Annotated in this window: 31 protein-coding genes, 1 tRNA gene and 1 other annotated feature; of the genes, 5 read left to right on the top strand and 27 right to left on the bottom strand. The window is 62.7% G+C overall.

Annotated features, from left to right (window positions below; translation table 11 throughout):
* Positions 1-365: integrase core domain-containing protein (locus VKP62_12200; GenBank protein MEB3197954.1), on the top strand; the 365-nt coding region annotated here is incomplete at its 5' end.
* Positions 366-674: 309 nt separating this feature from the next.
* Here the strand turns inward: VKP62_12200 and rplL are convergent.
* The 21 genes from rplL to VKP62_12095 form a co-directional block, all read right to left on the bottom strand.
* Positions 675-1,052, bottom strand: coding sequence for a 50S ribosomal protein L7/L12 (gene rplL, locus VKP62_12195; GenBank protein ID MEB3197953.1), 378 nt, complete (start codon positions 1,050-1,052; stop codon positions 675-677).
* A gap of 114 nt (positions 1,053-1,166) precedes the next feature.
* Positions 1,167-1,700, bottom strand: coding sequence for a 50S ribosomal protein L10 (rplJ, locus tag VKP62_12190; GenBank protein MEB3197952.1), 534 nt, complete (start codon positions 1,698-1,700; stop codon positions 1,167-1,169).
* Between the two features lie 28 nt (positions 1,701-1,728).
* Positions 1,729-1,875 (bottom strand) — a sequence feature (ribosomal protein L10 leader region).
* 10 nt (positions 1,876-1,885) lie between these two features.
* Positions 1,886-2,599: a 50S ribosomal protein L1 gene (gene rplA, locus VKP62_12185; GenBank protein MEB3197951.1), complete on the bottom strand. Its 714-nt coding sequence runs from the start codon at positions 2,597-2,599 to the stop codon at positions 1,886-1,888.
* A 63-nt stretch (positions 2,600-2,662) separates the two neighbouring features.
* On the bottom strand, positions 2,663-3,088 hold the full coding sequence (gene rplK / locus VKP62_12180) for a 50S ribosomal protein L11 (protein MEB3197950.1): 426 nt from the start codon (positions 3,086-3,088) through the stop codon (positions 2,663-2,665).
* A gap of 132 nt (positions 3,089-3,220) precedes the next feature.
* Positions 3,221-3,742, bottom strand: coding sequence for a transcription termination/antitermination protein NusG (gene nusG, locus VKP62_12175; GenBank protein MEB3197949.1), 522 nt, complete (start codon positions 3,740-3,742; stop codon positions 3,221-3,223).
* Positions 3,743-3,767: 25 nt separating this feature from the next.
* Entirely contained in the window at positions 3,768-4,127 is a 360-nt protein-coding gene (gene secE, locus VKP62_12170) for a preprotein translocase subunit SecE (protein ID MEB3197948.1), read from the bottom strand.
* A gap of 26 nt (positions 4,128-4,153) precedes the next feature.
* Positions 4,154-4,303 carry a 50S ribosomal protein L33 gene (gene rpmG / locus VKP62_12165; GenBank protein ID MEB3197947.1) on the bottom strand — a complete coding sequence of 50 codons (150 nt, stop codon included), beginning with the start codon at positions 4,301-4,303 and terminating at the stop codon, positions 4,154-4,156.
* A gap of 275 nt (positions 4,304-4,578) precedes the next feature.
* The gene (locus VKP62_12160; GenBank protein ID MEB3197946.1) at positions 4,579-4,995 is read right to left on the bottom strand and encodes a F0F1 ATP synthase subunit epsilon; all 417 of its coding nucleotides are present in this window, start codon (positions 4,993-4,995) and stop codon (positions 4,579-4,581) included.
* Between the two features lie 5 nt (positions 4,996-5,000).
* Positions 5,001-6,434, bottom strand: a complete 1,434-nt coding sequence (gene atpD, locus VKP62_12155) for a F0F1 ATP synthase subunit beta (GenBank protein MEB3197945.1) — start codon at positions 6,432-6,434, stop codon at positions 5,001-5,003.
* Between the two features lie 24 nt (positions 6,435-6,458).
* Entirely contained in the window at positions 6,459-7,361 is a 903-nt protein-coding gene (atpG, locus tag VKP62_12150) for an ATP synthase F1 subunit gamma (GenBank protein ID MEB3197944.1), read from the bottom strand.
* An 11-nt stretch (positions 7,362-7,372) separates the two neighbouring features.
* Complete coding sequence (gene atpA / locus VKP62_12145; GenBank protein ID MEB3197943.1) at positions 7,373-8,902, bottom strand: F0F1 ATP synthase subunit alpha; 1,530 nt, start codon at positions 8,900-8,902, stop codon at positions 7,373-7,375.
* A gap of 130 nt (positions 8,903-9,032) precedes the next feature.
* Complete coding sequence (gene atpH / locus VKP62_12140; GenBank protein MEB3197942.1) at positions 9,033-9,557, bottom strand: ATP synthase F1 subunit delta; 525 nt, start codon at positions 9,555-9,557, stop codon at positions 9,033-9,035.
* Entirely contained in the window at positions 9,554-10,051 is a 498-nt protein-coding gene (locus tag VKP62_12135) for an ATP synthase F0 subunit B (protein MEB3197941.1), read from the bottom strand. Before VKP62_12135 ends, atpH begins: the two co-directional genes overlap by 4 nt.
* 3 nt (positions 10,052-10,054) lie before the next feature.
* Complete coding sequence (locus VKP62_12130) at positions 10,055-10,525, bottom strand: hypothetical protein (protein ID MEB3197940.1); 471 nt, start codon at positions 10,523-10,525, stop codon at positions 10,055-10,057.
* 115 nt (positions 10,526-10,640) lie between these two features.
* A complete protein-coding gene (gene atpE / locus VKP62_12125; protein MEB3197939.1) occupies positions 10,641-10,940 on the bottom strand; it encodes an ATP synthase F0 subunit C in 300 nt (99 codons plus the stop codon).
* 88 nt (positions 10,941-11,028) lie between these two features.
* Positions 11,029-11,916, bottom strand: a complete 888-nt coding sequence (atpB, locus tag VKP62_12120) for a F0F1 ATP synthase subunit A (protein MEB3197938.1) — start codon at positions 11,914-11,916, stop codon at positions 11,029-11,031.
* A gap of 34 nt (positions 11,917-11,950) precedes the next feature.
* The gene (locus tag VKP62_12115; protein MEB3197937.1) at positions 11,951-12,217 is read right to left on the bottom strand and encodes a hypothetical protein; all 267 of its coding nucleotides are present in this window, start codon (positions 12,215-12,217) and stop codon (positions 11,951-11,953) included.
* A 140-nt stretch (positions 12,218-12,357) separates the two neighbouring features.
* Positions 12,358-12,534 carry an AtpZ/AtpI family protein gene (locus tag VKP62_12110; GenBank protein MEB3197936.1) on the bottom strand — a complete coding sequence of 59 codons (177 nt, stop codon included), beginning with the start codon at positions 12,532-12,534 and terminating at the stop codon, positions 12,358-12,360.
* A gap of 172 nt (positions 12,535-12,706) precedes the next feature.
* Positions 12,707-13,138, bottom strand: a complete 432-nt coding sequence (locus VKP62_12105) for a roadblock/LC7 domain-containing protein (GenBank protein ID MEB3197935.1) — start codon at positions 13,136-13,138, stop codon at positions 12,707-12,709.
* A 104-nt stretch (positions 13,139-13,242) separates the two neighbouring features.
* Positions 13,243-13,899 carry a hypothetical protein gene (locus tag VKP62_12100; protein ID MEB3197934.1) on the bottom strand — a complete coding sequence of 219 codons (657 nt, stop codon included), beginning with the start codon at positions 13,897-13,899 and terminating at the stop codon, positions 13,243-13,245.
* Complete coding sequence (locus VKP62_12095; protein MEB3197933.1) at positions 13,896-14,714, bottom strand: HesA/MoeB/ThiF family protein; 819 nt, start codon at positions 14,712-14,714, stop codon at positions 13,896-13,898. Before VKP62_12095 ends, VKP62_12100 begins: the two co-directional genes overlap by 4 nt.
* A 115-nt stretch (positions 14,715-14,829) precedes the next feature.
* Here VKP62_12095 and VKP62_12090 point away from each other — a divergent pair, with 115 nt between their 5' ends.
* Positions 14,830-15,306, top strand: coding sequence for a cyclic nucleotide-binding domain-containing protein (locus tag VKP62_12090; protein MEB3197932.1), 477 nt, complete (start codon positions 14,830-14,832; stop codon positions 15,304-15,306).
* Between the two features lie 4 nt (positions 15,307-15,310).
* On the top strand, positions 15,311-16,810 hold the full coding sequence (locus VKP62_12085) for a hypothetical protein (GenBank protein MEB3197931.1): 1,500 nt from the start codon (positions 15,311-15,313) through the stop codon (positions 16,808-16,810).
* A gap of 11 nt (positions 16,811-16,821) precedes the next feature.
* Here the strand turns inward: VKP62_12085 and wecB are convergent, their stop codons facing one another.
* The 5 genes from wecB to rpiB all read right to left on the bottom strand — a co-directional run bounded on the left by wecB (position 16,822) and on the right by rpiB (position 21,334).
* On the bottom strand, positions 16,822-17,967 hold the full coding sequence (wecB, locus tag VKP62_12080) for a UDP-N-acetylglucosamine 2-epimerase (non-hydrolyzing) (protein ID MEB3197930.1): 1,146 nt from the start codon (positions 17,965-17,967) through the stop codon (positions 16,822-16,824).
* Positions 17,964-19,025 carry an MraY family glycosyltransferase gene (locus tag VKP62_12075; GenBank protein ID MEB3197929.1) on the bottom strand — a complete coding sequence of 354 codons (1,062 nt, stop codon included), beginning with the start codon at positions 19,023-19,025 and terminating at the stop codon, positions 17,964-17,966. Before VKP62_12075 ends, wecB begins: the two co-directional genes overlap by 4 nt.
* A gap of 94 nt (positions 19,026-19,119) precedes the next feature.
* Positions 19,120-19,572, bottom strand: a complete 453-nt coding sequence (locus VKP62_12070; GenBank protein ID MEB3197928.1) for a cytidine/deoxycytidylate deaminase family protein — start codon at positions 19,570-19,572, stop codon at positions 19,120-19,122.
* Positions 19,569-20,843 (bottom strand): serine hydroxymethyltransferase, encoded by a 1,275-nt coding sequence (glyA, locus tag VKP62_12065; protein MEB3197927.1) that lies wholly within the window; start codon positions 20,841-20,843, stop codon positions 19,569-19,571. Before glyA ends, VKP62_12070 begins: the two co-directional genes overlap by 4 nt.
* A gap of 44 nt (positions 20,844-20,887) precedes the next feature.
* The gene (gene rpiB / locus VKP62_12060) at positions 20,888-21,334 is read right to left on the bottom strand and encodes a ribose 5-phosphate isomerase B (GenBank protein ID MEB3197926.1); all 447 of its coding nucleotides are present in this window, start codon (positions 21,332-21,334) and stop codon (positions 20,888-20,890) included.
* Positions 21,335-21,421: 87 nt separating this feature from the next.
* Here rpiB and VKP62_12055 point away from each other — a divergent pair, with 87 nt between their 5' ends.
* On the top strand, positions 21,422-22,045 hold the full coding sequence (locus VKP62_12055) for a PPC domain-containing DNA-binding protein (GenBank protein MEB3197925.1): 624 nt from the start codon (positions 21,422-21,424) through the stop codon (positions 22,043-22,045).
* Between the two features lie 139 nt (positions 22,046-22,184).
* Here the strand turns inward: VKP62_12055 and VKP62_12050 are convergent.
* A tRNA-Leu gene (locus VKP62_12050) sits at positions 22,185-22,265 on the bottom strand.
* 187 nt (positions 22,266-22,452) lie between these two features.
* On the opposite strand from VKP62_12050, the gene VKP62_12045 reads away from it, so the two are divergent.
* A partial coding sequence (locus tag VKP62_12045; GenBank protein ID MEB3197924.1) for a hypothetical protein occupies positions 22,453-22,644 on the top strand: 192 nt, incomplete at its 3' end.

Here is a 22,644-nt window from a genome sequence, read left to right as displayed (position 1 = left end):
TCGACTTCTCGCTGCCGGGCGGACGGGTCGTGCGAGTCTTGGACGGACTCGTGGCAAGCCGGGGCCGGCCCGAGGCGATCACGATCGACAACGGCCCCGAGTTCGCGGGCAAGGCCCTCGATGAGTGCGCCTACGAGCAAGGCGTAAGCCTCCAGTTCATCCGACCGGGCAAGCCGATCGAGGACGCCTACATCGAGAGCTTCAACGGCAAGTTCCGAGACGAGTGCCTAAACACCCACGTCTTCAAGAACCTACTTCACGCCAGAGCCTTAATTGACGCCTGGCGAGAGGATTACAACAAGGTCAGACCACATAATTCCCTGGGCCTCCTGAGCCCAGAGGAGTTCAAACGAGGAACCGCGTAACCCACCGGGAGATCCAATTTACGAGTGCACCGGAAGAGAGTGTCAGGTCAGTAGGAATCGTCGAACATTCGATGGCCCTCTTGTGTTTCGCTGTTGTCTTGCAACTGCAACGATCCACAAGGGGGCCTTTAATTAACATAATCTTGTTCAACAATCGGTCAAACTGATGGTTGGTGTCGAGTACCCGCTCAAAGAAACAGATCCAAGCAAAACGCGCGGGGTGGAAACCAAAGAAAAGCCCCCCTCTGCTTTAACCGGCAGAAGAGGGCTACGTGATTGCCCTGACTCGACAGGGAATCCCGCTTGGAACTACTTGATCGAGACCTTGGCGCCTTCGGCTTCGAGGGCAGCCTTGAGCTTCTCGGCGTCTTCCTTCTTGATCTTTTCCTTGACGGGCTTGGGCGCGTTGTCGACCAGGTCCTTGGCTTCCTTGAGGCCGAGACCGGTCGCGTCGCGGACGACCTTCAGCACGTTGATCTTCTTCTCGCCAGCGGACTCGAGGATCACGTCGAACTCGGTCTGCTCTTCGACAGCAGCAGCAGCGCCGCCAGCGGCAGGCGCCGCAGCCATCATCATGGCAGGGGCAGCAGCCGACACGCCGAACTTGTCTTCGAGCGCCTTCACGAGCTCGTTCAGCTCGAGAACGGTCATCGACTCGATGGCGCTGATCATGTCTTCTTGGGTCATGGTAGGCATCGGATTTTCTCCTTGATGGCTCGCGCTAAGCGCAGCCGGTTGGGTCTGAGAGGGGGTCGCCGGGTGGAGGAAAGCGAACGGGTCGCTCTCTCCAGCAGGAACAAACTAGGCGGACTCTTTGGCCTTGCGAATGGCTTCGAGGGCGTAGACCACCTTGCGCGACGGACCGGCGAGAACGCCGACCAGGTTGCGCGTGGGGCCTTGAAGCACGCCCAGAAGCTGTGCAATGAGCACCTCGCGGCTCGGCAGGCTGGCAAGTCCCTCGACCCCCTTGGGATCGACGGCCTTACCTTCCAGCACAGCACCGCGAATCTGAATCTTGACGGCCCGCTTTTCTTTGGCGAAGTCAGACAGAGCCTTGGCAGGCCCCACGACGTCATCAAATCCGAAAACGACGGCCGTCGGGCCGGACAGCAAGCTGTCCAGCGCCGACCAGTTGTCCTGCCCTTCGGTGGCGACCTTGAGCAACGTGTTCTTGGCGATCGTGACATCACCGCCGGCCTTCTGCACGCGGCGGCGCAGATCCGTCAGTTCCGCGACCGAAAGGCCGCGGTAATCCGTCACGACAGCCATCTGCGCACGACCGAACGCATCTTTGAGTTCTGCGACGGCCGCTTGCTTCTGATCTTTCGTCGGCAAGGGAATTCCTCCGTGGAAGGGATGACTGTGTTTCAACAAAAAAACAGAGGCAGGTGACGTTGCGTCTCCCACCCCTGTTGAACAGGAACAGTAGAAAGAACCGCAACCTCGGCAGGTGGTTGCCCATTACCGTCTTGCGACGACCTGCTGTCTTTGGCTGAAGATAAGATTAATGGTACCAGAAATTACTTGTTAACGCCAGCCAGCTCGCCCAACCGTTGCAGGTCGAGACGGACGCTCGGCCCCATGGTCGAGGTCAGGTAGACGCTGCGAATGTAGGTGCCCTTTGCGGCAGCCGGCTTGGACTTGTTGATGGCGTCGTACAGAGCGCCGAGGTTGGTGTAAAGGCGTTCCGCTTCGAAACTGGCCTTGCCAACCGGGACGTGCACGATGCCCTGCTTGTCCGCCCGAAACTCGACCTTACCGGCCTTGAACTCACGCACGGACTTGCCGATTTCGGTGGTCACGGTGCCGGCCTTGGGGGAGGGCATCAAACCACGAGGGCCCAGCACCTTACCGAGCTTACCGAGCGCGCCCATGATGTCGGGTGAAGCGACCAGCAGGTCGAAGTCCATCCAACCGCCTTCGATCTTGGCGATCATTTCCTCAGAACCCACGAAGTCGGCGCCAGCGGCTTCCGCTTCCTTGACCCGCTCGCCCTTGGTGATAACGGCGATACGAACCGTCTTTCCGGTGCCGGCAGGCAACACGACGGTGGAGCGAACTTGCTGGTCGGCGTGCCGGGTGTTGATGCCCAACCGGAAGTGAGCCTCGATGGTCTCGTCAAACTTGGCCGTCGCGGCCTTCTTGGACAGTTCGACGCCCTCCTGAGGGCCATAGGAGGCCTTGGCGTCTACCACATCCAGCAGCGCTTTTTGACGCTTACTCAATTTAGCCATGATGAATTACCTCTCGTGGTCAAAACGAGCGATGTTATCGCTCTCCCACAAACGAAGGGGGGGCTACGCTTCGATCTCGACACCCATCGAGCGAGCCGTACCGCGAATCATTTGTTCCGCGGACTCGAGCGATGTGCAGTTCAGATCAGGCATTTTGGCCTTGGCGATCTCCGTGACTTGCGTCGCGCTGAGACGGCCGACTTTGTCCTTGTTCGGCTTGCCAGAACCCTTGTCGATGCCGAGGGCTTTGGTAATCAGAACGGCAGCAGGCGGCGTCTTGAGCACGAACGTGAACGAGCGATCCTCGTAGACCGTGATCTCAACGGGAATGATCGTGCCGGCCTTTTCCGCTGTCGCGGCATTGTAGGCCTTGCAGAACTCCATGATGTTGACGCCATGCTGACCCAGCGCAGGCCCGACAGGGGGCGCGGGGTTGGCTTTGCCGGCCGGCAACTGGAGTTTGATGAAGCCGGTTGCTTTCTTAGCCATGGGGGTGGGTGCTCCTGGTACCTTTGCACGCGCCACTCACGACAGGAGGGTTTGTGCGGGATTGACGGGTGCGTCTTGTTCACACAGGGTGAAGCGACGCGTGATGCCGGGGCCCCCCGAGGGGCCTGGCACTCAAACTTTGGCGACCTGCGCGAATTCCAACTCAACGGGAGTGGCACGACCGAAGATGGAGACAGACACCTTCAACTTGCCGCGTTCCGGATTGATCTCGATAATCTCCCCGCTGAAGTCGGCGAAGGGGCCCGAGATGACCTTCACGTGCTCGCCGGCGTGCAGATCGATCTGAACCTTCTGCTTGCTGGCCGCGCGACGGAAGATCTTCCGGACTTCCCGTTCCTGAAGGGGAACTGGCTTCGCGCTACTGCCCACAAAACTCGTGACGCCCGGAGTACTCCGGACCACGTGCCAGGACTCCTCGTCCAGGTCCATCTCAACCAAGACATAGCCTGGAAAAACCTTGCGGGGTTTTTCAACCCGCTTGCCGTCCTTGATTTCGACCACCGTTTCCTCGGGAACTTCCACGTGAAACACGCGGTCCGTGAGGTTCATGGTCTCCACGCGGCGAAGCAAGTTCTCTTTAACCTTGTCTTCGTAACCCGAATAGGTGTTGATGACGTACCACTTCTTGGCCATGACGGTGTATGACTCCTCGTCAGCGCTATGCGTTCTGCCACGGCAGGGGTTTGCCGAACAAGAACCAGTTAAAAAACGTGGCAAAAACGGAATCGACCCCGGTGATCAGCAAGGCAAAAAAGATCACCACGCAGATCACGACGATGGTCTCTGTCACGACCTGCTTGCGCGTGGGCCAGGTAACCTTGCGCATCTCCTCTCGGACTTCCCCGAGAAAGGCCGCATAGCGCCCGAGGAAGGCCCCTGAGGGGACGCCCCCACCCAACTGGAGCGAGCGCTCTCGCGCCTGCTCTCCCGCGTCGGCGTCACCAGACGCGTCCCCAGTGGAGGATGCTGACGCGTCCACCGGAGAGAGTTGAAGTTTGGGGTCGTCCGTTTGAGCCACGATTTTATCTGTTCCGAGCGCCGAAACTACTTCGTTTCTTTGTGGGGATGATGGGCCCGACAAAAACGACAGTATTTGTTTTTCTCAAGGCGATCTGGAGTGGTCTTCTTGTTCTTGGTGGTGACGTAATTGCGCCGCTTGCATTCGCTGCAAGCCAGCGTGATGATGACCCGCATGGTCGTACCTCGTCCTTTCGGGTGGAAACCTGACGTCAGGGGAGCACCATTGAGTGCTCAATCAAAAAGGGGGTGCACCACCCCCTGTGAAACCCCAGGCTTGACGCGTCAGGCGCTGACAAGTGCTGTCCCAAAGTAACACACGGGCCAAACGAATGTCAACGAAAGTGATCGGAATCGTTAAGCTTTTGATAACCTCTGCCCGCTGGCCCCGTCACCCCAAAAAAAACCCTCTTGGCCTGGGCCAAGAGGGCAGATCAACCCCTATCGGGGGGTCAACGACGTGCTGCAGCCGTACCCAGCACTTCGAACGCCCGCAGGCGAACGAGGGCCCTTTGAAGCGACGCTTCGGCCAATGCGTCCTGCTGTTCAGACAGGTGCTGCTCGGCCCGTTCCTTGGCTTTGCGAGCCCGATGTTCATCCAGTTCCTCGGCTCGCTCGGCCACGTCGGCAAGAACGGTCGCCCCATCGGGCTGGACGTTCAGAAAGCCGCCCATGACCGTCAGAACTCCCTGGCGGCCATCTTCGAGCGTGTACTGAAGCAGACCAGGCGCGAGCGTCGTACAGAGCGGGATGTGGCCGGGCAGAATGCCGAGTTCCCCCTGCGCGCCGCGCAATGAGACGAAACTCACCTGTTCGGAAAAAACCCGTCGTTCAGGCGTTACAACCTGCAGTTCAAAGGTTCTGGTCATGGGACTCACCCCTGCGCCATCAGTTTCTGTGCCTTTTCGATGGCCTCTTCGATCGTGCCGACCATGTAGAACGCTTGTTCCGGCAGCTCATCGTGCTTACCTTCCACGACCTCACGGAAAGAGCGAATCGTGTCGGCGAGTTTGACGTACTTCCCGGGGTTCCCCGTGAAGACCTCAGCCACGTGGAACGGCTGGGAAAGGAACCGCTGGATCTTCCGCGCACGCGCCACGACCAGCTTGTCCTCTTCCGAGAGTTCGTCCATGCCCAAGATCGCGATGATGTCCTGAAGTTCCTTGTATTTCTGAAGGATCCGCTGCACCTCGCGCGCCGTGCCATAATGCTCCTCCCCAACGATATCCTTGGAGAGCATCCGAGAGGTAGAAGCCAATGGATCAACAGCGGGATAGATACCAATTTCGGTCAGTTTGCGATCCAGCACGGTGGTGGCGTCCAGGTGAGCAAAGGCCGTAGCCGGCGCCGGGTCCGTCAGGTCGTCAGCAGGCACGTAGATGGCCTGAACCGAGGTGATCGAACCATCCTTGGTGGAGGTGATGCGTTCCTGCAACTGTCCCATCTCGGTGGCCAGCGTTGGCTGGTAACCGACGGCAGAGGGCATACGCCCAAGCAGCGCGGACACTTCAGAACCCGCCTGCGTGAAGCGGAAAATGTTATCGATGAACAACAGCACGTCCATCTTCTGGGTGTCCCGGAAGTATTCGGCCATCGTCAGCGCACTCAACCCGACCCGCATGCGGGCTCCGGGCGGCTCATTCATCTGGCCGTAAACCAGCGCCACCTTGTCGATAACGTTCGACTCGATAAACTCGTGATAGAGGTCGTTGCCTTCGCGCGTGCGCTCTCCCACCCCGCCAAACACGGAGACACCGCCGTGCTGTTTGGCCAGGTTGTGGATCAGCTCCTGGATCAACACCGTCTTGCCGACACCGGCCCCACCAAACAAACCAATCTTGCCGCCCTTGGCGTAGGGGGCGAGGAGATCGACGACCTTGATGCCCGTCTCGAAAACTTGCGGCGTCACTTCCAGGCTGGTCAGCACCGGCGCGGCCCGGTGGATCGGCCAGCGTTCCTGAATGGTCGGTTCGGCCTGCTGATCGATGGCTTCGCCCAAGACGTTCCAGATGCGCCCCAAGGTCACCTTGCCCACAGGCACGGAGATGGGAGCGCCCGTGTCGACCGCCTTCATCCCCCGTTGAATGCCATCGGTGGAACTCATCGCCACCGCCTTGACGCGATTGTCACCCAGGTGTTGCTGGACCTCGGCGGTAATGGCCAGAGCCTTCCCCGTCTCGGTCACGGCCTCAACCCGCACCGCGTTGTAGATCGCAGGCAGGTGGCCAGAAGGGAAGTTGACGACGATGACCGGACCGATCACCTGGGTCACTTCGCCGATATGCGTATCCGTCGAAACTGCCGACATTGAATGTCTCCTTACACAATCGGGTTAGAGGGCAGCAGCGCCGCCGACAACCTCGAGGATTTCCTGGGTGATCGAAGCCTGTCGCGCCTTGTTGTAGACCAGCGTGAGTTCGGCCGCGAGTTCCTTTGCATTCTTGGATGCGGCGCTCATGGCCGTCATCTTGGCCGCCAGCTCGGAAGCCGCGGACTCGAGCAAGGCTTGGTAGACCAGCGTTTCGAGGTACTTCGGCACCATCGCGTCGAGCACCACATCCGGGCTTGGCTCATACAGATACTGCGCCTGCGGCGGACCGTCGGGCACATAAGCGTCCAGCGAATGGGGGTCTTGCTCCCGGCCCGGCACCGAGGCCGGCAAAAGCACCGTATCAGTGGGCACCAGACTGACCATTGAGCGAAAGTTGGTATGGATCAGCTCGACCAGGTCCGCCTGCCCCGAGGCATACAGGTCCGTCGCGAGCTTGACGATCCGAGCCGCTTCGTGCGGCGTCGGGATGGCCGGCAGGTTCTGGAGTCTGGCCACCACATCGAACTGCTCGTCTTTGAAGAACTGCACTCCCTTGGTGCCCACCACGATCAGTTTCGCCTCGTCGTGCTCATCCAGCCAGAAGCGGTAGCGGTTCATGGCCATCCGCAGGACGTTGGCGTTGTAGCCACCACACAGGCCCCGATCCGAGGTGATGACGATCAATGCCACCTTGCGGATCCGACGCTTCTCAAGCAAGGGCGAGCGATATTCACTCGGCGGCACCTGAGACGCCACTTGCCGAAAAACCTGGTCCATGGCGATGGCATAAGGCTGGGCCGCCTCCACGCGTTCCCGCGCGCGACGAACCTTGGCCGCTGCCACCATCTGCATGGCACGGGTGATCTTTTCGGTGTTCTTGACGCTCTTGATGCGCGCCCGAATTTCCCGGGCGTTTCCTCCCATCTCGAGCCTCCCTACGCGTTCTTCGACGAGTTGCCGCTGAACACCGTCTTTTTGAAGGTGTCAATGGCGTCGCGCATCTTCTGGGTCGTCTCGTCGTCGAGCACGCCGGTCTCGGTGATGGCGCGTTCGATTTCCGGGCGCTGACTGCTCAGGTACGCCAGCAGTTCGGCCTTGAAGCGACCGACCGCCGTGACCTCCACATCGTCAAGCAAGCCCGAGGTGCCCGAATAGATCAGGATCACCTGTTCACCGACGGAGAGTGGGGCGTACTGAGGTTGCTTCAGCAACTCGGTGAGGCGCTGACCACGGTAAAGCTGCGCCTGGGTGGCCTTATCAAGGTCCGAGGCAAACTGCGAGAACGCAGCCAACTCGCGGTATTGGGCCAATTCAAGGCGCAAACCGCCCATCTTCTTCATCGCTTTGGTCTGGGCCGCGCCGCCCACACGAGACACTGAGATACCAGCGTTCACGGCAGGGCGAACACCTGCGTTGAACAGGTCCGTCTCCAGGAAGATCTGACCGTCCGTGATCGAAATGACGTTGGTCGGGATATAGGCCGAGACGTCACCAGCCTGGGTCTCAATGATCGGCAACGCTGTCATGGAGCCGCCGCCCATCTTGTCAGACAACTTGGCAGCCCGCTCCAGCAAGCGACTGTGGAGATAGAACACGTCGCCAGGATAAGCTTCACGGCCCGGCGGACGGCGCAGCAACAGGGACATCTCCCGGTAAGCCCAGGCCTGACGCGTGAGGTCATCGTAGACGATCAAGACGTGCTTGCCGTTGTACATGAAGTACTCGCCCATCGCGGCTCCCGAGTAGGGTGCCAGGTAGGACATCGGCGCGGGCTCGTCGGCACCGGCGGAGACCACGATGGAATATTCCATCGCGCCATTGTCTTCGAGGGCCTTGATGACGCGGGCCACCGTGGAGGTTTTCTGGCCGATCGCGACATAGATGCAGATGACACCCTTACCCTTCTGGTTGATGATGGTGTCCACCGCGACGGCCGTCTTGCCCGTCTGGCGATCGCCAATGATCAGCTCACGCTGTCCCCGTCCGATGGGAATCAGGGCATCGATGATCGTGACGCCAGTGGCCATCGACTCGTGCACGGACTTTCGGTCCACGATACCGGGTGCCGGGCTCTCGACCGGGCGGGTGCCCGCGTTGGCGATGGGGCCCTTGCCATCGATGGCTTGCCCGAGCGGATTCACCACGCGTCCCAGCAAGGCGTCACCGACGGGAACCTCCAAAATGCGTCCGGTGGTCTTGACCACATCGCCTTCTCGGATGCGCTTGTAGTCGCCGAGCACGACGGCGCCAACGGTGTCTTCGTCCAGGTTCAGAGCCAACCCCATCACGCCGTTGCCGAAGTCCAGCATCTCACCGGACATGGCCTTCTTGAGCCCGTGAATGCGGGCAATGCCGTCGCCCACCTCGAGTACGGTGCCCGTATTGGTGACCAGCGCTTCGCCTTCGAAGTTCTCAATCTGCTGGCGCAGCACGGCGCTGATTTCTGCTGGACTGATGCCGATCATGGGGGTCCTCTTTCTGACTGCCGGACGCACGGGGGTCGTGGCGTGCCGAAACGATAGCGATTTCAGGGGTTGAGACTGGTAGGGGTACGTCGGATTGCCGGGACCGCAGGCCCCCGCACGAGATTGGGGTTCAATTCAAGGAGAGGCGAAGGGCCTCCAGGCGCCCCCTCAACGAATAGTCGATGACCTGGTCATCAATTTTGACGATACAGCCGCCGATCAAGGACGGGTCCACGAGGGTCTGCATCACCACCGACTGGCCTAGCTGACGCTCAAGTTGGGCCGAAAGGCTCAGCGTCTGCTGTTCATCGAGCGCAAAAGCACTGGTCACCTGCACGGCGGCCCGACGTTGCCGCGCATCCAAGCGACGGCGGAAAGCCCCGCGCAGTTCCGGCAGAAGGGCCCCACGCTTCTTCTCGAGCATCAGCAGAAGCGCGTTGCGGGTCAACGGGTGCGCGGCCGCCATCAGTTGCCGGGCGACCGCCTGCTTTTCCGCCACTTTGATGGTAGGCGCCTGAAAAGCTCTGGCGAGATCAGGGGAGGTACGAAGCGCCTCGGCCAGCGCCGTCAATTCCTCGTCGACCCGGGAGAGCAGTTCCTCTCCGTGAGCCTCCGCAGCTTGAAACAGGGCGTCCGCATAGCGGTCCGCAATCACTTGAGTGCTAATGACCCATCCCCCACTTTCTGAATCAAGTTGGCGACAAGCGCATTCTGGCGCTCCGCATTCATTGAGGCCCGAATCGCGGAGGCAGCATTTTCGAAGGCTTGCTCCGCCAACGCCTGCCTCAGGGCGTTCACGGCCGCCTGACGCTCCCGGCCAATCTCGTCGTGCGCCGCGCTGCGGAGCCTGGCCACTTCTTCCTCGGCCGCACGTGCCATCTTCGCCGCCTGATGGTCCGCCAATTGCCTCGCATCAGCCAGCATCGCGGCCAGTTCATCGTCCACGTTGGCGAGGCGGGCGCGCGTCTCGGCCAATGCGGTTTCCGCAGAGGCCAGCGCCTCATCGGCCAGCACAATCGCCTGTTTGGTGCTCTCCTGGCTATCCCGCACGGCCTTCGCAATGACCGGGCCGGCGAACTTGACGATCACCACGACAAACAGCAAAAAGTTGAAAATATTGGCGATCGCGTGCCAAACATTGAACTCCATCGCTCACACCCCTCCCACATTCGATGTGGGGGTAGCGGCCAGGGACCGGCCACCCGCATCGGACAAAATGCGGCGTTGAATCAGGTCGCTGAAGGCCCCCACCTCGGAGGAAAGCGACGCCACGGCGCGGTCCCGTTCTTGACGGATGACCTCGCGGGCCCGCCCCATCTCCTCGGCAATCTCGGCATTGGCCGCCTCAATCAATTGCTGACGGTTTTGCTCGGCCGACTTGAGAGCGGCCTGAATCGCAGCGTGCGACTCGGCTTGCGCTTGCTTGAAGCGCGCCTCGTAGTCGGTTTGGAGCAGGAGCGCCGTGTCCAAGGACATCTGCGCGGCCGCTCTCTGCGCGTCGAGATACGTCTTGCGGGCGTCAAGCGCACGCGAGACGGGTTTGAAGAAGACCATGTTCATCCCGACGGAGAACAACAGAAACATGACCATCATGATCGGAAGGGTCAGGTTGATTTCCAACATGAATGAGACTTCGCTTTCTCAGTGAATCCTGAGTGCGCGCTCCCGAATACACCGCGCCGGGAGCACGACCAAACCACCCCGCCGGCTGGAGATCAGCCGGCGGGCCATCGCAGTTCTACTGGGCCAACTTCGTCAGCAGGGCGACGATCGGGTTGCCGACCGTGTACAGCAGCAACATCGCCACGACGAAACCGAACAAGGCCAAGACTTCAATGATGGCGAAGAAGGTAAACGCGCGCCCGATCAGGCGACCTTCCAGCTCGGGTTGACGCGCAATGCCGTCAATGGTCTTGCCGAACAGGGTGCCTTCACCCACGCCAGGGCCGATGGCCGCGAGGCCCATCGAGAGGCCGGCACCGAGCATGGCCATTCCTGCCACGTTGCCAAGGGCCAAAAGAGCGTTGGCTTCTGCCATGGTTGGGATCTCCTTTCAAGTGAGTCCAAATTTGTCGCGTGTACTGGGGCGTCTAAAGACGATCAAGAGAAAACCGGGAGAACCGGCATCAGTGACCATGGGAATGGTCAGCGGCTGCCGTACCAATGTAGGAGGCCGAAAGCACCGCAAACACAAAGGCCTGCACGGCACCGACGAAAAGTTCAAGGGGAAGCATGACGGCAGGCACAACGAAGTAGGTCAGCATCAGCAACACCAAGCCGATCACGTGGCCCGCGGTGAGGTTGGCAAACAGTCGCAACGCCAGGGAAAGCGGGCGCGTGACGTCTTCCAGCATCCGGAGCGGAAACAGGGCCACCGGCTTGTCGAACCAGTGATGCCCCAGGAAGCCAGACAGCCCGTTGCTGGCGATGCCGAAGTACCAGTAGAGCGCCAGGGTAATCAAAGCCATCGCCAGCGTCATGTTCAGGTCTGCCGTCGGCGCCTCGTAGACCAGCGCGTGGGGCAGGCCCAAGGCGTGGCCGAGAGGGGCGCCCGCAAAGGTTTCCCAGGCTTTCCAGGGAAGCAGCGCCAGCCAGTTCGCCGTCAACACGAACACGAAGATCGAGCCAATGAACCACAGGTACGGACCCACGGCAGGACCAATGAAGTCGTTCACCATCTTTTGACAGAACGTTACGACTTCCTCCAGCAAGGTGCCGACGACACCCGCGCGCTCGCCGGGTATCGCACTGACCGTCCGCGCGAGCAGCCCGAACACCACCAGCAGGGTCAACATCACCAGCCCGCCGTACAACACGGTATCCGCATTGACGACCCCCCAGCCGGGGATCGTCTCCTGCCAGTGCACGCCAATCGTCAGCCCCCCGCCATGTTCGGCGGCGTGAGGCGCCGCGACGTGAGCCGAATCGGTGACGGCCGCAGCCGACGGAGCGTCCTGCAAGGCGACGCCGTGGTCATGACCGTCGTGAGCTTGTGCCAGTTGAAAGGGGTTCACGGTTGTCGCGTCCTCAAGTCAAGCTGCGCCGGTCTCACGCCGACGCTCGTTGGGGAACCAGGCCAGCTGGCGTGGTGGGCCAGGCCACAACCAAGATCCAATGCCGGCCGAGAAACAAGCTCACCAGGCAGGCGAGCCACGCCTCCCCGAACAGAAAGAGAGCCAGAATAGGCCCCAGCAGGCACACCATCTGCCGCAATGCCAGGGCCAGCACGGAGCGAATAGGGGTGGGGCGCCGCCCGAGCGCGAAGACCCCGCGCGTCTGCACTGCCAGCAGGGCAAAGTAAATCGCAGCGAACACGACGCCCAAGGCAGCGGACGCCCCCCACGGCCAGCCCACCCAACTGAATGCAATCGTAAGCCCCACTGCAAGTCCTGCCAGATGCCGATTGAGGCGTCCTAGCAAGCACGTCAGCTCGTCTTGGTGGGGGGGGTGAGGCGTCATGACGGAGGGGTCAGTGAACGAAAGAGGCTGTAGAGACCAGCTGCAAAGCCCGCCAGTGCGCCGAGCAGCAAGCCCCAAGGAGACGTCCCGAAGGTGAGATCACACCCGTAGCCCAAGCCGGTTCCCAAGAAGATGGACAGCAGCAGCCCGTAGGCGGCACCGAACCCACTCATGTGCTTGGGTGACACTCCATTATCGGCGAAAGCCAATCGCGTCGGGACTCTTAACCGTACCACGACCCTAGCCTAACCGCAAGAAAGAGCCAGATCGCGCGTTTCGGGGCGCCTCGGTGTCCGGGCTCGCCAGAGCCTGCCGGCGAGGACGGCGTTGTCCCGCTAGCGGCCTTCACGCCGACGGGTCAGCTTGGCCCATCTGTTCAAGTTCGTGTGACAGGGCCTTGGCCGTTTCTGCCGCCTGCACCTTGACCAGGCCCGTCTTGCTCAGATCGGAGAAGATCACCACCAGAATGTCCTGAGTGGGAAGCGAGTAGAGAAACAGGCTGGCCCGGTCACCCTGCTGGAACATCGCCTGAAACTCGCTCTCACCGATGAGCTTGGCGACGGCCCGCGTCGAGGCGAAGCTGCTGCTGACCAGAGAGGCGATCGCCGTGGTGTCGAGGCCCCGAATCTCACCTTCTGTCGCGAGCATCTGGCCGCTCTTTTCGACGAGGAAGGCGGCCGTGGCATCCACATCCCGCACGAGTTCACTCAGCAGTTGGTGAATCCGGGCGACGCCCTCTTCCGTGACCACCACGTTGGTCAGAATCTTGTTCAGCACGTTCGTGTCTCCGGGGGGCAGCCGCACAGCGGCCGCGCGACGGGCCGCGCACAGGCCTGTCTAAGCCTTATACCACCTTTCCAGACTCCCTTCAGCTGCATCCCTCACCAAGCCCCGGGGAAGCGCCAAGTGATCTCCGCGTGGCCTGTGCGATGGCGCAGTTCCAGGCGCAGCCAGGTCGTATCTCCACGCACGACGGGATCGCGTCGGGGGTCGAGCCAGGAAAACCAGAGTCGTACGGAACCTGTCCAGTGCCCGTCCACCGGGGCCTGCTCCAGCCGCAGGACCGACACGCGCATTGGCGCCAACTCGATGCCCTGGCTCGTATGTAAGCGAAACGTCCAGCCAGTCGGCTCCAGCACCCTCCGGCTGGAGACAAATTGTTCATCAAATCGCCAATTCAGATCAATCGCCCAGCGGTCCTGCTGCGGACCGTAGAGCGTCTGCCATCGCTGGACGAGCAGGTCTCTGGCCGCGGCAGGCGTCAGGTGATTGATTGCCACCTCGTGAGCCACCCCGGCCGCGCCGAGGCGGGCATCCCACAGGATCGCTTCCACCTGCCCCCCCAGGCCCACACGGACCTCCCTGCGCCAATCCGATAAGCGATCGAGGTAACTGTCCGGTTCGGGTAGGTCAGCCAGCGCCGGCCGCTCGAGCGAGCGCAGAGGGGTCACGACCGGCCCACGTTCGACCCAGAAGGCCGGGCAACCCCACAGGAATAGCGTCAACATGGCAAGCGCGAGGGCGGGGTGCTTCATCACGTCTGGCGGGTGGCCTCATAACTGACTTCTCGAGGATCCACGGCGAGAATCTCGGGTAAATCCCCGCAGAGCGGGCAATTCGGGTCGGCGTTCAGGGTCACCGACGCCTGGGTGGCGTGCCAGAGGTCAAGGGTCAGAACCCTGCCGGCCAACGTCGCGGCAAAGTGACCCAAACACAACTTGAGAGCCTCGAGGGCCTGCCACGCGCCGACTATCCCCACGGCCGGCCCCAACACCCCACTTTCCGCGCAGCCCGGCAGACGACCCCGTTCAGGTGGCTGGGGAAAAAAGCAGCGATAGCAAGGCCCCTCCGGCAAGAATGTCGTCACGATCCCTGAAAAGCGCGTGACCCCGGCGTGGACCCACGGAACGCGAGCCAAGCGACAGGCATCGTTCAGCAAGAATCGGGTCGCGAAGTTGTCACTGGCGTCGAGCACCACGTCGACGTCCGACAATGCCGCCACGGCATTTTCCGGGGTGAATCGCTGAGGCCGCGCGCGGAGGATCACGTCCGGCGCACGAAGCTGCACTTCTCGCGCCAGCACTTCCACCTTCAACTGGCCACAATCGGTCGGCGCAAACCAGGTTTGTCGGGGAAGATTCGAAGGCTCGACACAATCTGCGTCCATCAGATCGAGCTGTCCGATGCCTGCCGCTGCGAGGTAGCCCACCAGGGGTGCGGCCAGTCCTCCCGCCCCGACCACCAGTATCCTGGCGGCATGCAACCGGCGTTGCCCCTCCAGCCCGACCTCTGGCAGCAAGATCTGACGAGAAAATCGCTCCGCCCACCAGGCAGGCCCGCATTCCGGTTGCATGAGGCGCATGATAGCAGAGCGTTGACCCACACGCCCCCGCACGTGCTAGCATGCCCGCCTCGGAGCGGGGCCGGGTAGCCACCTCCGCGCAACCATCGAGAAAGGCGGCCTCACCATGCCGGACACGGACGAAACACGCGCCCTGATGGCCCGCACGGACGTCTTTCTGGACGTGCCGGAGGCCGTCTTGGAGGCGGTCCTCGGCATTGCCCGGACAGAATCCCTCCGCCGCGGAGAGGAGGTCTTTCGCGAGGGCAGCGCCGGTGAAGACATGTTTCTGGTCCTGACCGGCGCCATCGAACTGACGACCGAAGTCGGGCGCACCAGCACGCAAAGGCTCGCCTTGCTCGACCGCGGCCAGATCTTCGGGGAGCTGGCCTGTTTCGATGCCCTGCCTCGCTCGGCGACGGCGACGGCCTTCGTGGACGCGGACTTGCTGCGCATTCCAGGGTCGGAATTGCGAGGCCTGATTGCCCAGAATCCCGGCCTGGCAGCCTCACTGCTGCGCAACCTGGTGAAGAAACTGAGCCTGCGTCTGCGCGACGCAGACCAGGAAATTCGAAGTTTGAGCGCGGCCGCGGCGCGCCACTGAAACCTTGGAGCCGGTCGTCGCGCCTCCTGCCCTCCTGGCGCCTCGTGCGCCGACGGCAGTCAGGCAGCCAGATCGCAAACTCGAGCAGCCGGAGCTGGTCATCGAGGCGGATGTCCTGCGTGAGGAGGGCCTCAGTGGTGACCTCGTTGCCAGTGGCCACGTGCGGCTGAGCTGGCAAAGCGGCAAAGCACGGGCCGAGCACCTGACCTATCGGCGTCGCGGGGGCCAGGCAAACCTCCGGGGAGAGGTGCAACTCGCCACCCCGGACCTCGTCGCGAACGCCGAGGAAGCGCAGGTCGATCTCATCCAATCGCGCGTGACCATGCGCCGATACCGGGCGGTCTGGCAGGACCGGAGGCAGGCGCGTGGGGAACGCCTGCAAATCTCGCCTACGGAGGTCATCCTGAGTGACACTCACGCCGCCGCCTGCCCCCATACCGAACCTGACCTCCTGGTCTCTGGCCGCCAATTCCGCTTCAACCCGCAGGACGAAAGGCAGGGACTCGAGATTCAGGACCCTGGCCTGGAACTGTGGGGAAGACCTCTGTTGCGCCTGCCTGGCCTCAAGGTTCCCCTGACGCCCCGAGACCAGCGGAGACACGCATCCCTCGCCGGACCAACGCTGGGATTTGACCCCTATCTCGGGCTCATCACAAGTGGCCGCGTGGACTTCAGTCCCGATCCCCAGGCCCACATCAGCCTTCCCCTCAGCTACGCCACGGGACGCGGTCTCCAGGCGAGCGTGGAACATCACACGCAGCTCGCAAACCTGGGCGTGACCAATCTGCTTCGCTACGAAACCCCCTGGGCAACCGGGCAGGGGGGCCCACGGGCCGCCAATGCTTGGAACTGGGAACTGGGCGCGCAAGGTGACTGCAGCCTGACGGTCGACTACCGCGCCAACCTCAACGAGATCGCCGTTCACCGATTCCCGGAAGCCACCTGGCGAGCGGCCGCCTGGACCCTGCCAGGCCAGCTGAGCCTCCGCCCGACGGCGCAGACCGGCTTCCTGTGGGAGGAGTGGAGCCAGGCAGGGGCCTGGCGCACCAGACTCGAATGGGAGGGGAAAACGCCGGCGTGGGCGCCGCTAGGGGGCTGGCAAAGCGAGTGCAGGCTGGCCCCGTGGCTCAATCATTACGCGGCCAGCGAGGCCTCCGGGTGGTTTGCCGGTTGGCGCGCCTCCTGGCACCTGCAACAACGCGTTTCCGAGGGCCTGATGCTCTCGGAAACGCTGGAGTCTGTGCGCACGTTCGGCCAAACCCCCCTGTTGCACGACCGCCTGCTGGCGGCGGAGCGGCTGCGATTCGAGATGACCCACCAACCCGCTCCTCGCTGGCGCTACGGCATTCAGGGCGCCATCAGTCAGGTGCTTCAAGCCGGCCCTTGGCTCCCGGAAGACCTCGGGCTCCACGTAAGCCATCAGTGGAACTGTTTTGCCCTCAGCGTGGTGTGGCGCCCCCTGCTGCAAGGGGTCGAAACGCGCCTCGTCTCGCTCGACTTTTGAGCCTCAGCCACTCAACCCCGCGCTGCGACGTCTGCCCCGAACAGGGCGGTCGGTCGATGCGTCGTCACTCCCAGGTGATAGCGGCAGGCATTGACAATGCGCTCACAGGCGTGGCCATCGCCGTAAGGATTCACGGCGCGCGCCATGCGTTCGTAGGCCGAGGGGTCGTCCAGCAGCCGGCAGGCGGCCGTCACGATGCGTTCCTCATCGACCCCGACCAGTTCCACGGTGCCGGCATCGATCGCCTCTGGGCGTTCCGTGGTGGTTCGAAGAACCAAGACAGGTTTGCCCAGGGAAGGCGCTTCCTCCTGCACACCGCCACTGTCCGTCAGAATCAGATAGGAATCGCGCATCGCGGCGACAAAAGGCGCGTAATCAAGGGGTTCAATCATCTCGATGCGAGGATGCCCCCCAAGAATCGCCTGAGCCGTTTCGCGGACGACCGGGTTGCGATGAATCGGAAAGAGAACTCTCACATCCGCATACGCCTCCACCAGCCGTCGGATGGCACGACAGATCGCCGCCAGCGGCTCACCCCAATTTTCTCGCCGATGGGCCGTCACCAGAATCTGCCGACCCGTCGCCGTCTGCGCCTGTGGCAGTCGGCGCGCGGTCATCAGCAACGCGTCGATCACGGTGTTGCCCGTGCGGTAGATGGCGTCGGCCGCCACGTTCTCCGCCCGCAATTGCGCTTCGGAAGTAGCCGTCGGGGCGAAGTGAAGGCTCGCCAACTGGGTCGTCAGGCGCCGATTCATCTCCTCCGGGTACGGGTTGTAGCGGTCCGGGGTCCGGAGCCCGGCCTCCACGTGCCCGACCGGGATCTGACGATAGAAAGCGGCCAAGCTCGCGGCGAAGGTGGTGGTGGTATCGCCATGAACCAGAACCAGAGAGGGTTTTCGTTCATCCAGAACGGGCCCCAGGTGGGTCAACACGCGCGTCGTGATGTCCGTCAGGCTTTGTCCCGCCTTCATGAGGTCGAGGTCGTGGTCCGGCACCAACCCAAACAGGTCGAGCACCTGATCCAGCATCTCACGATGCTGAGCCGTCACGGTCAGGGCGACGTCCAGGTCCGGACACGCCTGCAAGGCGAGCACCAGCGGAGCCATTTTCACGGCCTCGGGTCGCGTCCCGAAGACCGTCATCACCAGAGGTTTCATGGCTCCTCCGCCGTGACTTTGATCGCGCGAATGAAGCGAGAAGAGAAGGCCCATATCAGGATCGCGATCGCCGTGAACAGCACCACTACCCCCTCATGAATTCCGAAAAGGGTCAGCGCCGTGCCGCCCAGCAACAGGCAAATGGCATAGATGATGACGACGGCCCGGCGCTGGGAAAATCCCAGCCCCAGCAGCCGATGATGCAGGTGTCCCCGGTCGGGCGAGAAGATCGGGCGACGCTGGATGGCACGTCGGACGATCGCGAAAGCCGTATCGAAGATGGGCACGCCCAAGATCAGGATCGGCACCAGCAAGGCCGCTGTCGCGGCGACCTTCAGCAACCCCACCACCGAGATGGCCGCCAATGAAAACCCCAGAAACAGGCTGCCACTGTCCCCCATGAAGATTTTGGCGGGGTTCCAGTTGTAGCGGAGGAAGCCGATCGTCGCCCCGACCAGCGCCAGGGCCAGCAAGGCCAGGGCCGGCTGCTTGGTCTGAAAGGCGATCAGCGCCGTGGTGCTCGCGGCAATCAGACTGACGCCGCCGGCCAGGCCATCGAGGCCGTCGATCAAATTGATGGTGTTCGTGATGCCGACCAGCCAGAAGACCGTGAGGCCCACGGAGACGCTCATCGGAAGAATGAACATTCCGCCGAACGGATTGCTGAGGACCTCGATCCGGACGCCCAACCAGACCGCCACGGAAGCGGCCACAATCTGGACCAACAGTTTCCAGCGCGCCGGGAGTGGCAGCAGGTCGTCCACAATCCCGAGTAAAAAAATCAGCGCCGCGCCAACGAACAACCCGAGGAACGGTCCCGTGCGGGGAAACAAGGGTCCTGGCACCAGCAACTCGATGGCCACCACCGCCACCACGAAGCCGAGGAAAATCGCCACGCCTCCCAACCGCGGAATCGGGACGGTGTGGACCTTGCGCGCGTCGGGTTCGTCGACCCGCCCCAGCGCGTATGCCGCTCGCGTGACCCAAGGAATCAGGAGGTCGGTCGCCAGCCACGCGACCAGCAGTGTCACGAGGAAAGGCAAGGCCTGTTCACGCAAGCGAGGAAACCCCGAAAAAACCGAGCAGGAAGCCCGAAAAGGTTAACACAAGGCAGCAGGAGGCTCAAGAGCCAGCAACAGCCCCCGAGCCCGTTCAGTGAACCGCGTCGGGGGGTAGGTGCACCAGCTCAACCCCCGCCTGATGCAGGAACTCGAGGCTGATCGGGTCGGGATAGCCTTCCGTCCAGACCACCTTGCGAATGCCGGAGGTGATGATGGCCTTGGCGCAGTTCAAACAAGGCTGGGCTGTGACATAGATGGTCGCGCCTTCGGTGCGGTGGCCGAAGCGAGCCGCCGTCAAAATCGCATTTTGCTCGGCATGCGTCGCGCGGTGGCACGAGGGGCGGCCGTCGACCTCACGCAACAGGTGCCCCGCTTCATCACAATGGGGAAGACCGGGAGGCGCCCCGTTGTAGCCTGTCGCAATCGGGTGATTGTCGCGCACGATCACCGCCCCGACCAGTTTGCGGTCGCAGGTGGCGCGCTCTGCACACACCGCCGCCATCCGGAGAAAATACTGGTCCCAGGTCGGGCGTCGGCGGGTCAACGGTGTGCCCCGGCCGGGGCAGCCGTTCCTTCCGGGTAGAGCGGAAACGCGTCGCAGACCTCCGCCACCACCGCTTTCGCATCCTGGCGCGCCGCGTCGGAGCCACGCGCCTTGAGCAAGCCGGCGATCGCCTGAGCGATGCGCTCGGCTTCAGCAGCCCGCACCCCTCGGGTGGTGATGGCCGGCGTCCCGATGCGAATGCCACTGGTGACGAAGGGACTCTCCGGGTCGTTCGGGATCGTGTTTTTGTTGACCGTGATGCCGACTTCGCCCAGCATTTGGCTGGCCTCCTTACCCGTCAGGCCCACCGCGCGCAGGTCCAGGCACAGCAGGTGATTGTCCGTTCCACCGGAAACCACGCGCAAACCTTCGGCGGAGAACGTATCGGCCATCGCACGCGCATTCACGACCACCTGCTCCATGTAGGTCTTGAACTCGGGTTGCAGGGCCTCGTGCAAGGCCACCGCCTTGGCGGCGATCACGTGCATCAGGGGCCCCCCTTGCAGCCCAGGAAAGACCGCCTTGTCGATGGCCTTGGCGTGTTCCTCACCACACAGCACGAGTCCCCCACGCGGTCCCCGCAGGGTTTTATGAGTCGTGGTGGTGGTGAAGTGCGCGTGCCCCACCGAGGTCGGGTGCAGGCCTGTCGCGACCAGCCCAGCGATGTGGGCGATGTCGGCCATCAACAACGCCCCGACCTCGTCGGCGACACGACGAAACGCGGCAAAGTCGATCACCCGAGAGTAGGCAGAGGCCCCCGCAATGATCAGCTTGGGGCGATGGGCCAGCGCCTGGGCCCGCAACTGGTCATAGTCGATCCGTTCGCTCTCCGGGTCGACCCCGTAGGGCACGACCTGAAAGTACAGGCCGGAAAAGTTGACCGGGCTGCCGTGCGTGAGGTGCCCGCCGTGCGCCAGGTTCATGCCAAGAATGGTGTCCCCTGGCTTCAAATTGGCCAGGAATACCGCCATGTTGGCCTGCGCCCCGGAATGAGGTTGCACGTTGGCGTGAGCGGCGCCGAACAGCGCGCAAGCCCGGGCGATCGCCAGGTTCTCGGCGACGTCGACGTGCTCGCAGCCCCCGTAATAGCGCTTGCCCGGAAGCCCCTCGGCATACTTGTTGGTCAACACACTCCCTTGCGCCTGCATGACCGCCCGGCTGGTGAAGTTTTCCGAGGCGATCAGTTCGAGATGGTGAGACTGGCGCTCGAACTCCGCCGCCAACGCAGTCGCCAGGTCCGGATCAACGGCTTTGATCTCATCGAGTTGCATGGAGGGCTCCCACCTTTCGCCTCAAACGGCCTCGTCAACGCCCCTCAGGAGCGCCCATTTTCCAGTTCGCCGATCTGGCGCACGCGCTCGGCATGACGCCCCATCTCGGAATGATTCGTCGCCAGGAACACACGCACGCACTCCCAGGCCATTTCGGGACCGATCAGGCGCTCGCCGAGGCAGATCACATTGACGTCATTATGTTCACGACACAGACGCGCCGAGACTGGCTCTCCGATCGTGGCGGCTCGGATTCCCGGAACCTTGTTGGCGGCGATCGCCACGCCGATGCCGGATCCGCAGACCAGCACCCCCCGCTCAGCCTCGCCAGACGCCACCGCCCGACCAACCGCCTCCGAGGAGAGGGGATAGTCGGATGGTTCCGGCCCGGCGCCCAGGTTCAGGACCTCGAAACCAGCCTGCAGCAAGCGCTGGGCCACGTCCTCTTTGAGGCGATGCCCCGCGTGGTCGCTGGCGATGGCGATGCGCATGGTGTCGCGATTCCTCCCGCGGCAGCGGCCGCTCAATGGAACGATGCGGGGCGCCCCCGCGCGGCGCGAAGCGGGGCCCATCTCGGCATGATAGCCAGCCTCGTGGAAGTTCGCCAGCACGTACGCGATAATGGCGACGCCTCCCCCCAGTTCGGCGAACCGATGTTCCGTCCAACCCCCGCCATCTTTAGTCTCCTCGCCCTGCTGGTGGTCTCCATCCCGCGAGGCCCCGCCGCAGCGACGACCCGATCCGCCACCCAGGAGGTGCCCACCTCCGCCGTGCGCGCCGTGGCCTTGCGCCTGTTGCCCGGTGACGACCTGAGGCAGGGCCTGTTGCGCCACGTCAGGTCCGGTCAGTGGTCGGCGGTGTCCGTACTCACCTGCGTCGGCAGTCTGAAACAAGCCACCATTCGCTTTGCCAATCAAAACGAGACCTGGTGTACCACCGGCCCCCTGGAGATCGTGTCGTTGGTGGGAACCGCCGGTCCCGACGGGGCCCACCTGCACATCGCCGTATCGGATGCAGAGGGGCACACGGTTGGGGGCCACCTGATGGACGGATCGCCCATCCACACCACGGCGGAAATCGTTCTGGCCGTGCTGCCCGACCTGCGCTTCCAGCGGGTGACTGACCCGCACACAGGGTTTCGCGAACTGCTGATCAGCCCGGTCGGCACTTCCGAACCCGCGAGCCGCGTGCCGGCACGCTAGCCGGGTCCCACACCGCCGAGGAGAACACGCGGTCCGAGCAGCGGGCCAGGCCAACGGGCGCTGACGCCTATCGGGCCGGGAACAAGAGGCTGGCCGGACAAAAAAATGACCAGGTCCTTCGAGACCTGGTCACGCGTAGTGCGCAGAGTGGGACTTGAACCCACACGCCTCGCGGCGCTAGTACCTGAAACTAGTGCGTCTGCCATTCCGCCACCTGCGCTCAGGAAGTAGAAGCAAGATACCGGATCCCACGCAGCCTGTAAAGGGGTCTCCACACGTGCGGGACAATTTATTAATGATAACTTTTCCATTCCTTTACCAAAACCATGTCTCTACCGCGTCAGCCGATTCGCCCTGCCAGCGATAAATCCGTGGACCCTGTTCGAGAGTAGGAGGAAGGTCGCCCCATGTCGATTCGCCCCGACCGTCTGGCCGTGTCACTTGCCACGCTGTTGCTGCTGGCGCTTCCGATGCTGAGCGGCTGCGGCCAGGGGGGGAGCTCCATCGCCGCACGAGCCGTTGCCCCGCAGACCGCCACGATGCGGGCCGAAAGCACGGAGCGGGCCCAAGCCGATGAGCCAGGCTGGCTGGCTGGAGGC

The sequence above is a fragment of the Candidatus Sericytochromatia bacterium genome, assembly GCA_035285325.1.
GTDB lineage: Bacteria > Cyanobacteriota > Sericytochromatia > S15B-MN24 > JAQBPE01 > JAYKJB01.
The sequence above is the reverse complement of the archived record's forward strand: the minus strand, read 5'-3'. Positions and strand labels throughout refer to the sequence as shown.

Coding starts and splice junctions, on each gene's coding strand:
- rplL (MEB3197953.1), bottom strand. CDS start 1,052: ATGACCCAAGAAGACATGATCAGCGCCATCGAGTCGATGACCGTTCTC.
- rplA (MEB3197951.1), bottom strand. CDS start 2,599: ATGGCTAAATTGAGTAAGCGTCAAAAAGCGCTGCTGGATGTGGTAGAC.
- rplK (MEB3197950.1), bottom strand. CDS start 3,088: ATGGCTAAGAAAGCAACCGGCTTCATCAAACTCCAGTTGCCGGCCGGC.
- nusG (MEB3197949.1), bottom strand. CDS start 3,742: ATGGCCAAGAAGTGGTACGTCATCAACACCTATTCGGGTTACGAAGAC.
- rpmG (MEB3197947.1), bottom strand. CDS start 4,303: ATGCGGGTCATCATCACGCTGGCTTGCAGCGAATGCAAGCGGCGCAAT.
- VKP62_12160 (MEB3197946.1), bottom strand. CDS start 4,995: ATGACCAGAACCTTTGAACTGCAGGTTGTAACGCCTGAACGACGGGTT.
- atpD (MEB3197945.1), bottom strand. CDS start 6,434: ATGTCGGCAGTTTCGACGGATACGCATATCGGCGAAGTGACCCAGGTG.
- atpG (MEB3197944.1), bottom strand. CDS start 7,361: ATGGGAGGAAACGCCCGGGAAATTCGGGCGCGCATCAAGAGCGTCAAG.
- atpA (MEB3197943.1), bottom strand. CDS start 8,902: ATGATCGGCATCAGTCCAGCAGAAATCAGCGCCGTGCTGCGCCAGCAG.
- VKP62_12135 (MEB3197941.1), bottom strand. CDS start 10,051: ATGGAGTTCAATGTTTGGCACGCGATCGCCAATATTTTCAACTTTTTG.
- VKP62_12130 (MEB3197940.1), bottom strand. CDS start 10,525: ATGTTGGAAATCAACCTGACCCTTCCGATCATGATGGTCATGTTTCTG.
- atpE (MEB3197939.1), bottom strand. CDS start 10,940: ATGGCAGAAGCCAACGCTCTTTTGGCCCTTGGCAACGTGGCAGGAATG.
- VKP62_12110 (MEB3197936.1), bottom strand. CDS start 12,534: ATGAGTGGGTTCGGTGCCGCCTACGGGCTGCTGCTGTCCATCTTCTTG.
- VKP62_12095 (MEB3197933.1), bottom strand. CDS start 14,714: ATGCAACCGGAATGCGGGCCTGCCTGGTGGGCGGAGCGATTTTCTCGT.
- VKP62_12090 (MEB3197932.1), top strand. CDS start 14,830: ATGCCGGACACGGACGAAACACGCGCCCTGATGGCCCGCACGGACGTC.
- wecB (MEB3197930.1), bottom strand. CDS start 17,967: ATGAAACCTCTGGTGATGACGGTCTTCGGGACGCGACCCGAGGCCGTG.
- glyA (MEB3197927.1), bottom strand. CDS start 20,843: ATGCAACTCGATGAGATCAAAGCCGTTGATCCGGACCTGGCGACTGCG.
- rpiB (MEB3197926.1), bottom strand. CDS start 21,334: ATGCGCATCGCCATCGCCAGCGACCACGCGGGGCATCGCCTCAAAGAG.
- VKP62_12055 (MEB3197925.1), top strand. CDS start 21,422: ATGATAGCCAGCCTCGTGGAAGTTCGCCAGCACGTACGCGATAATGGC.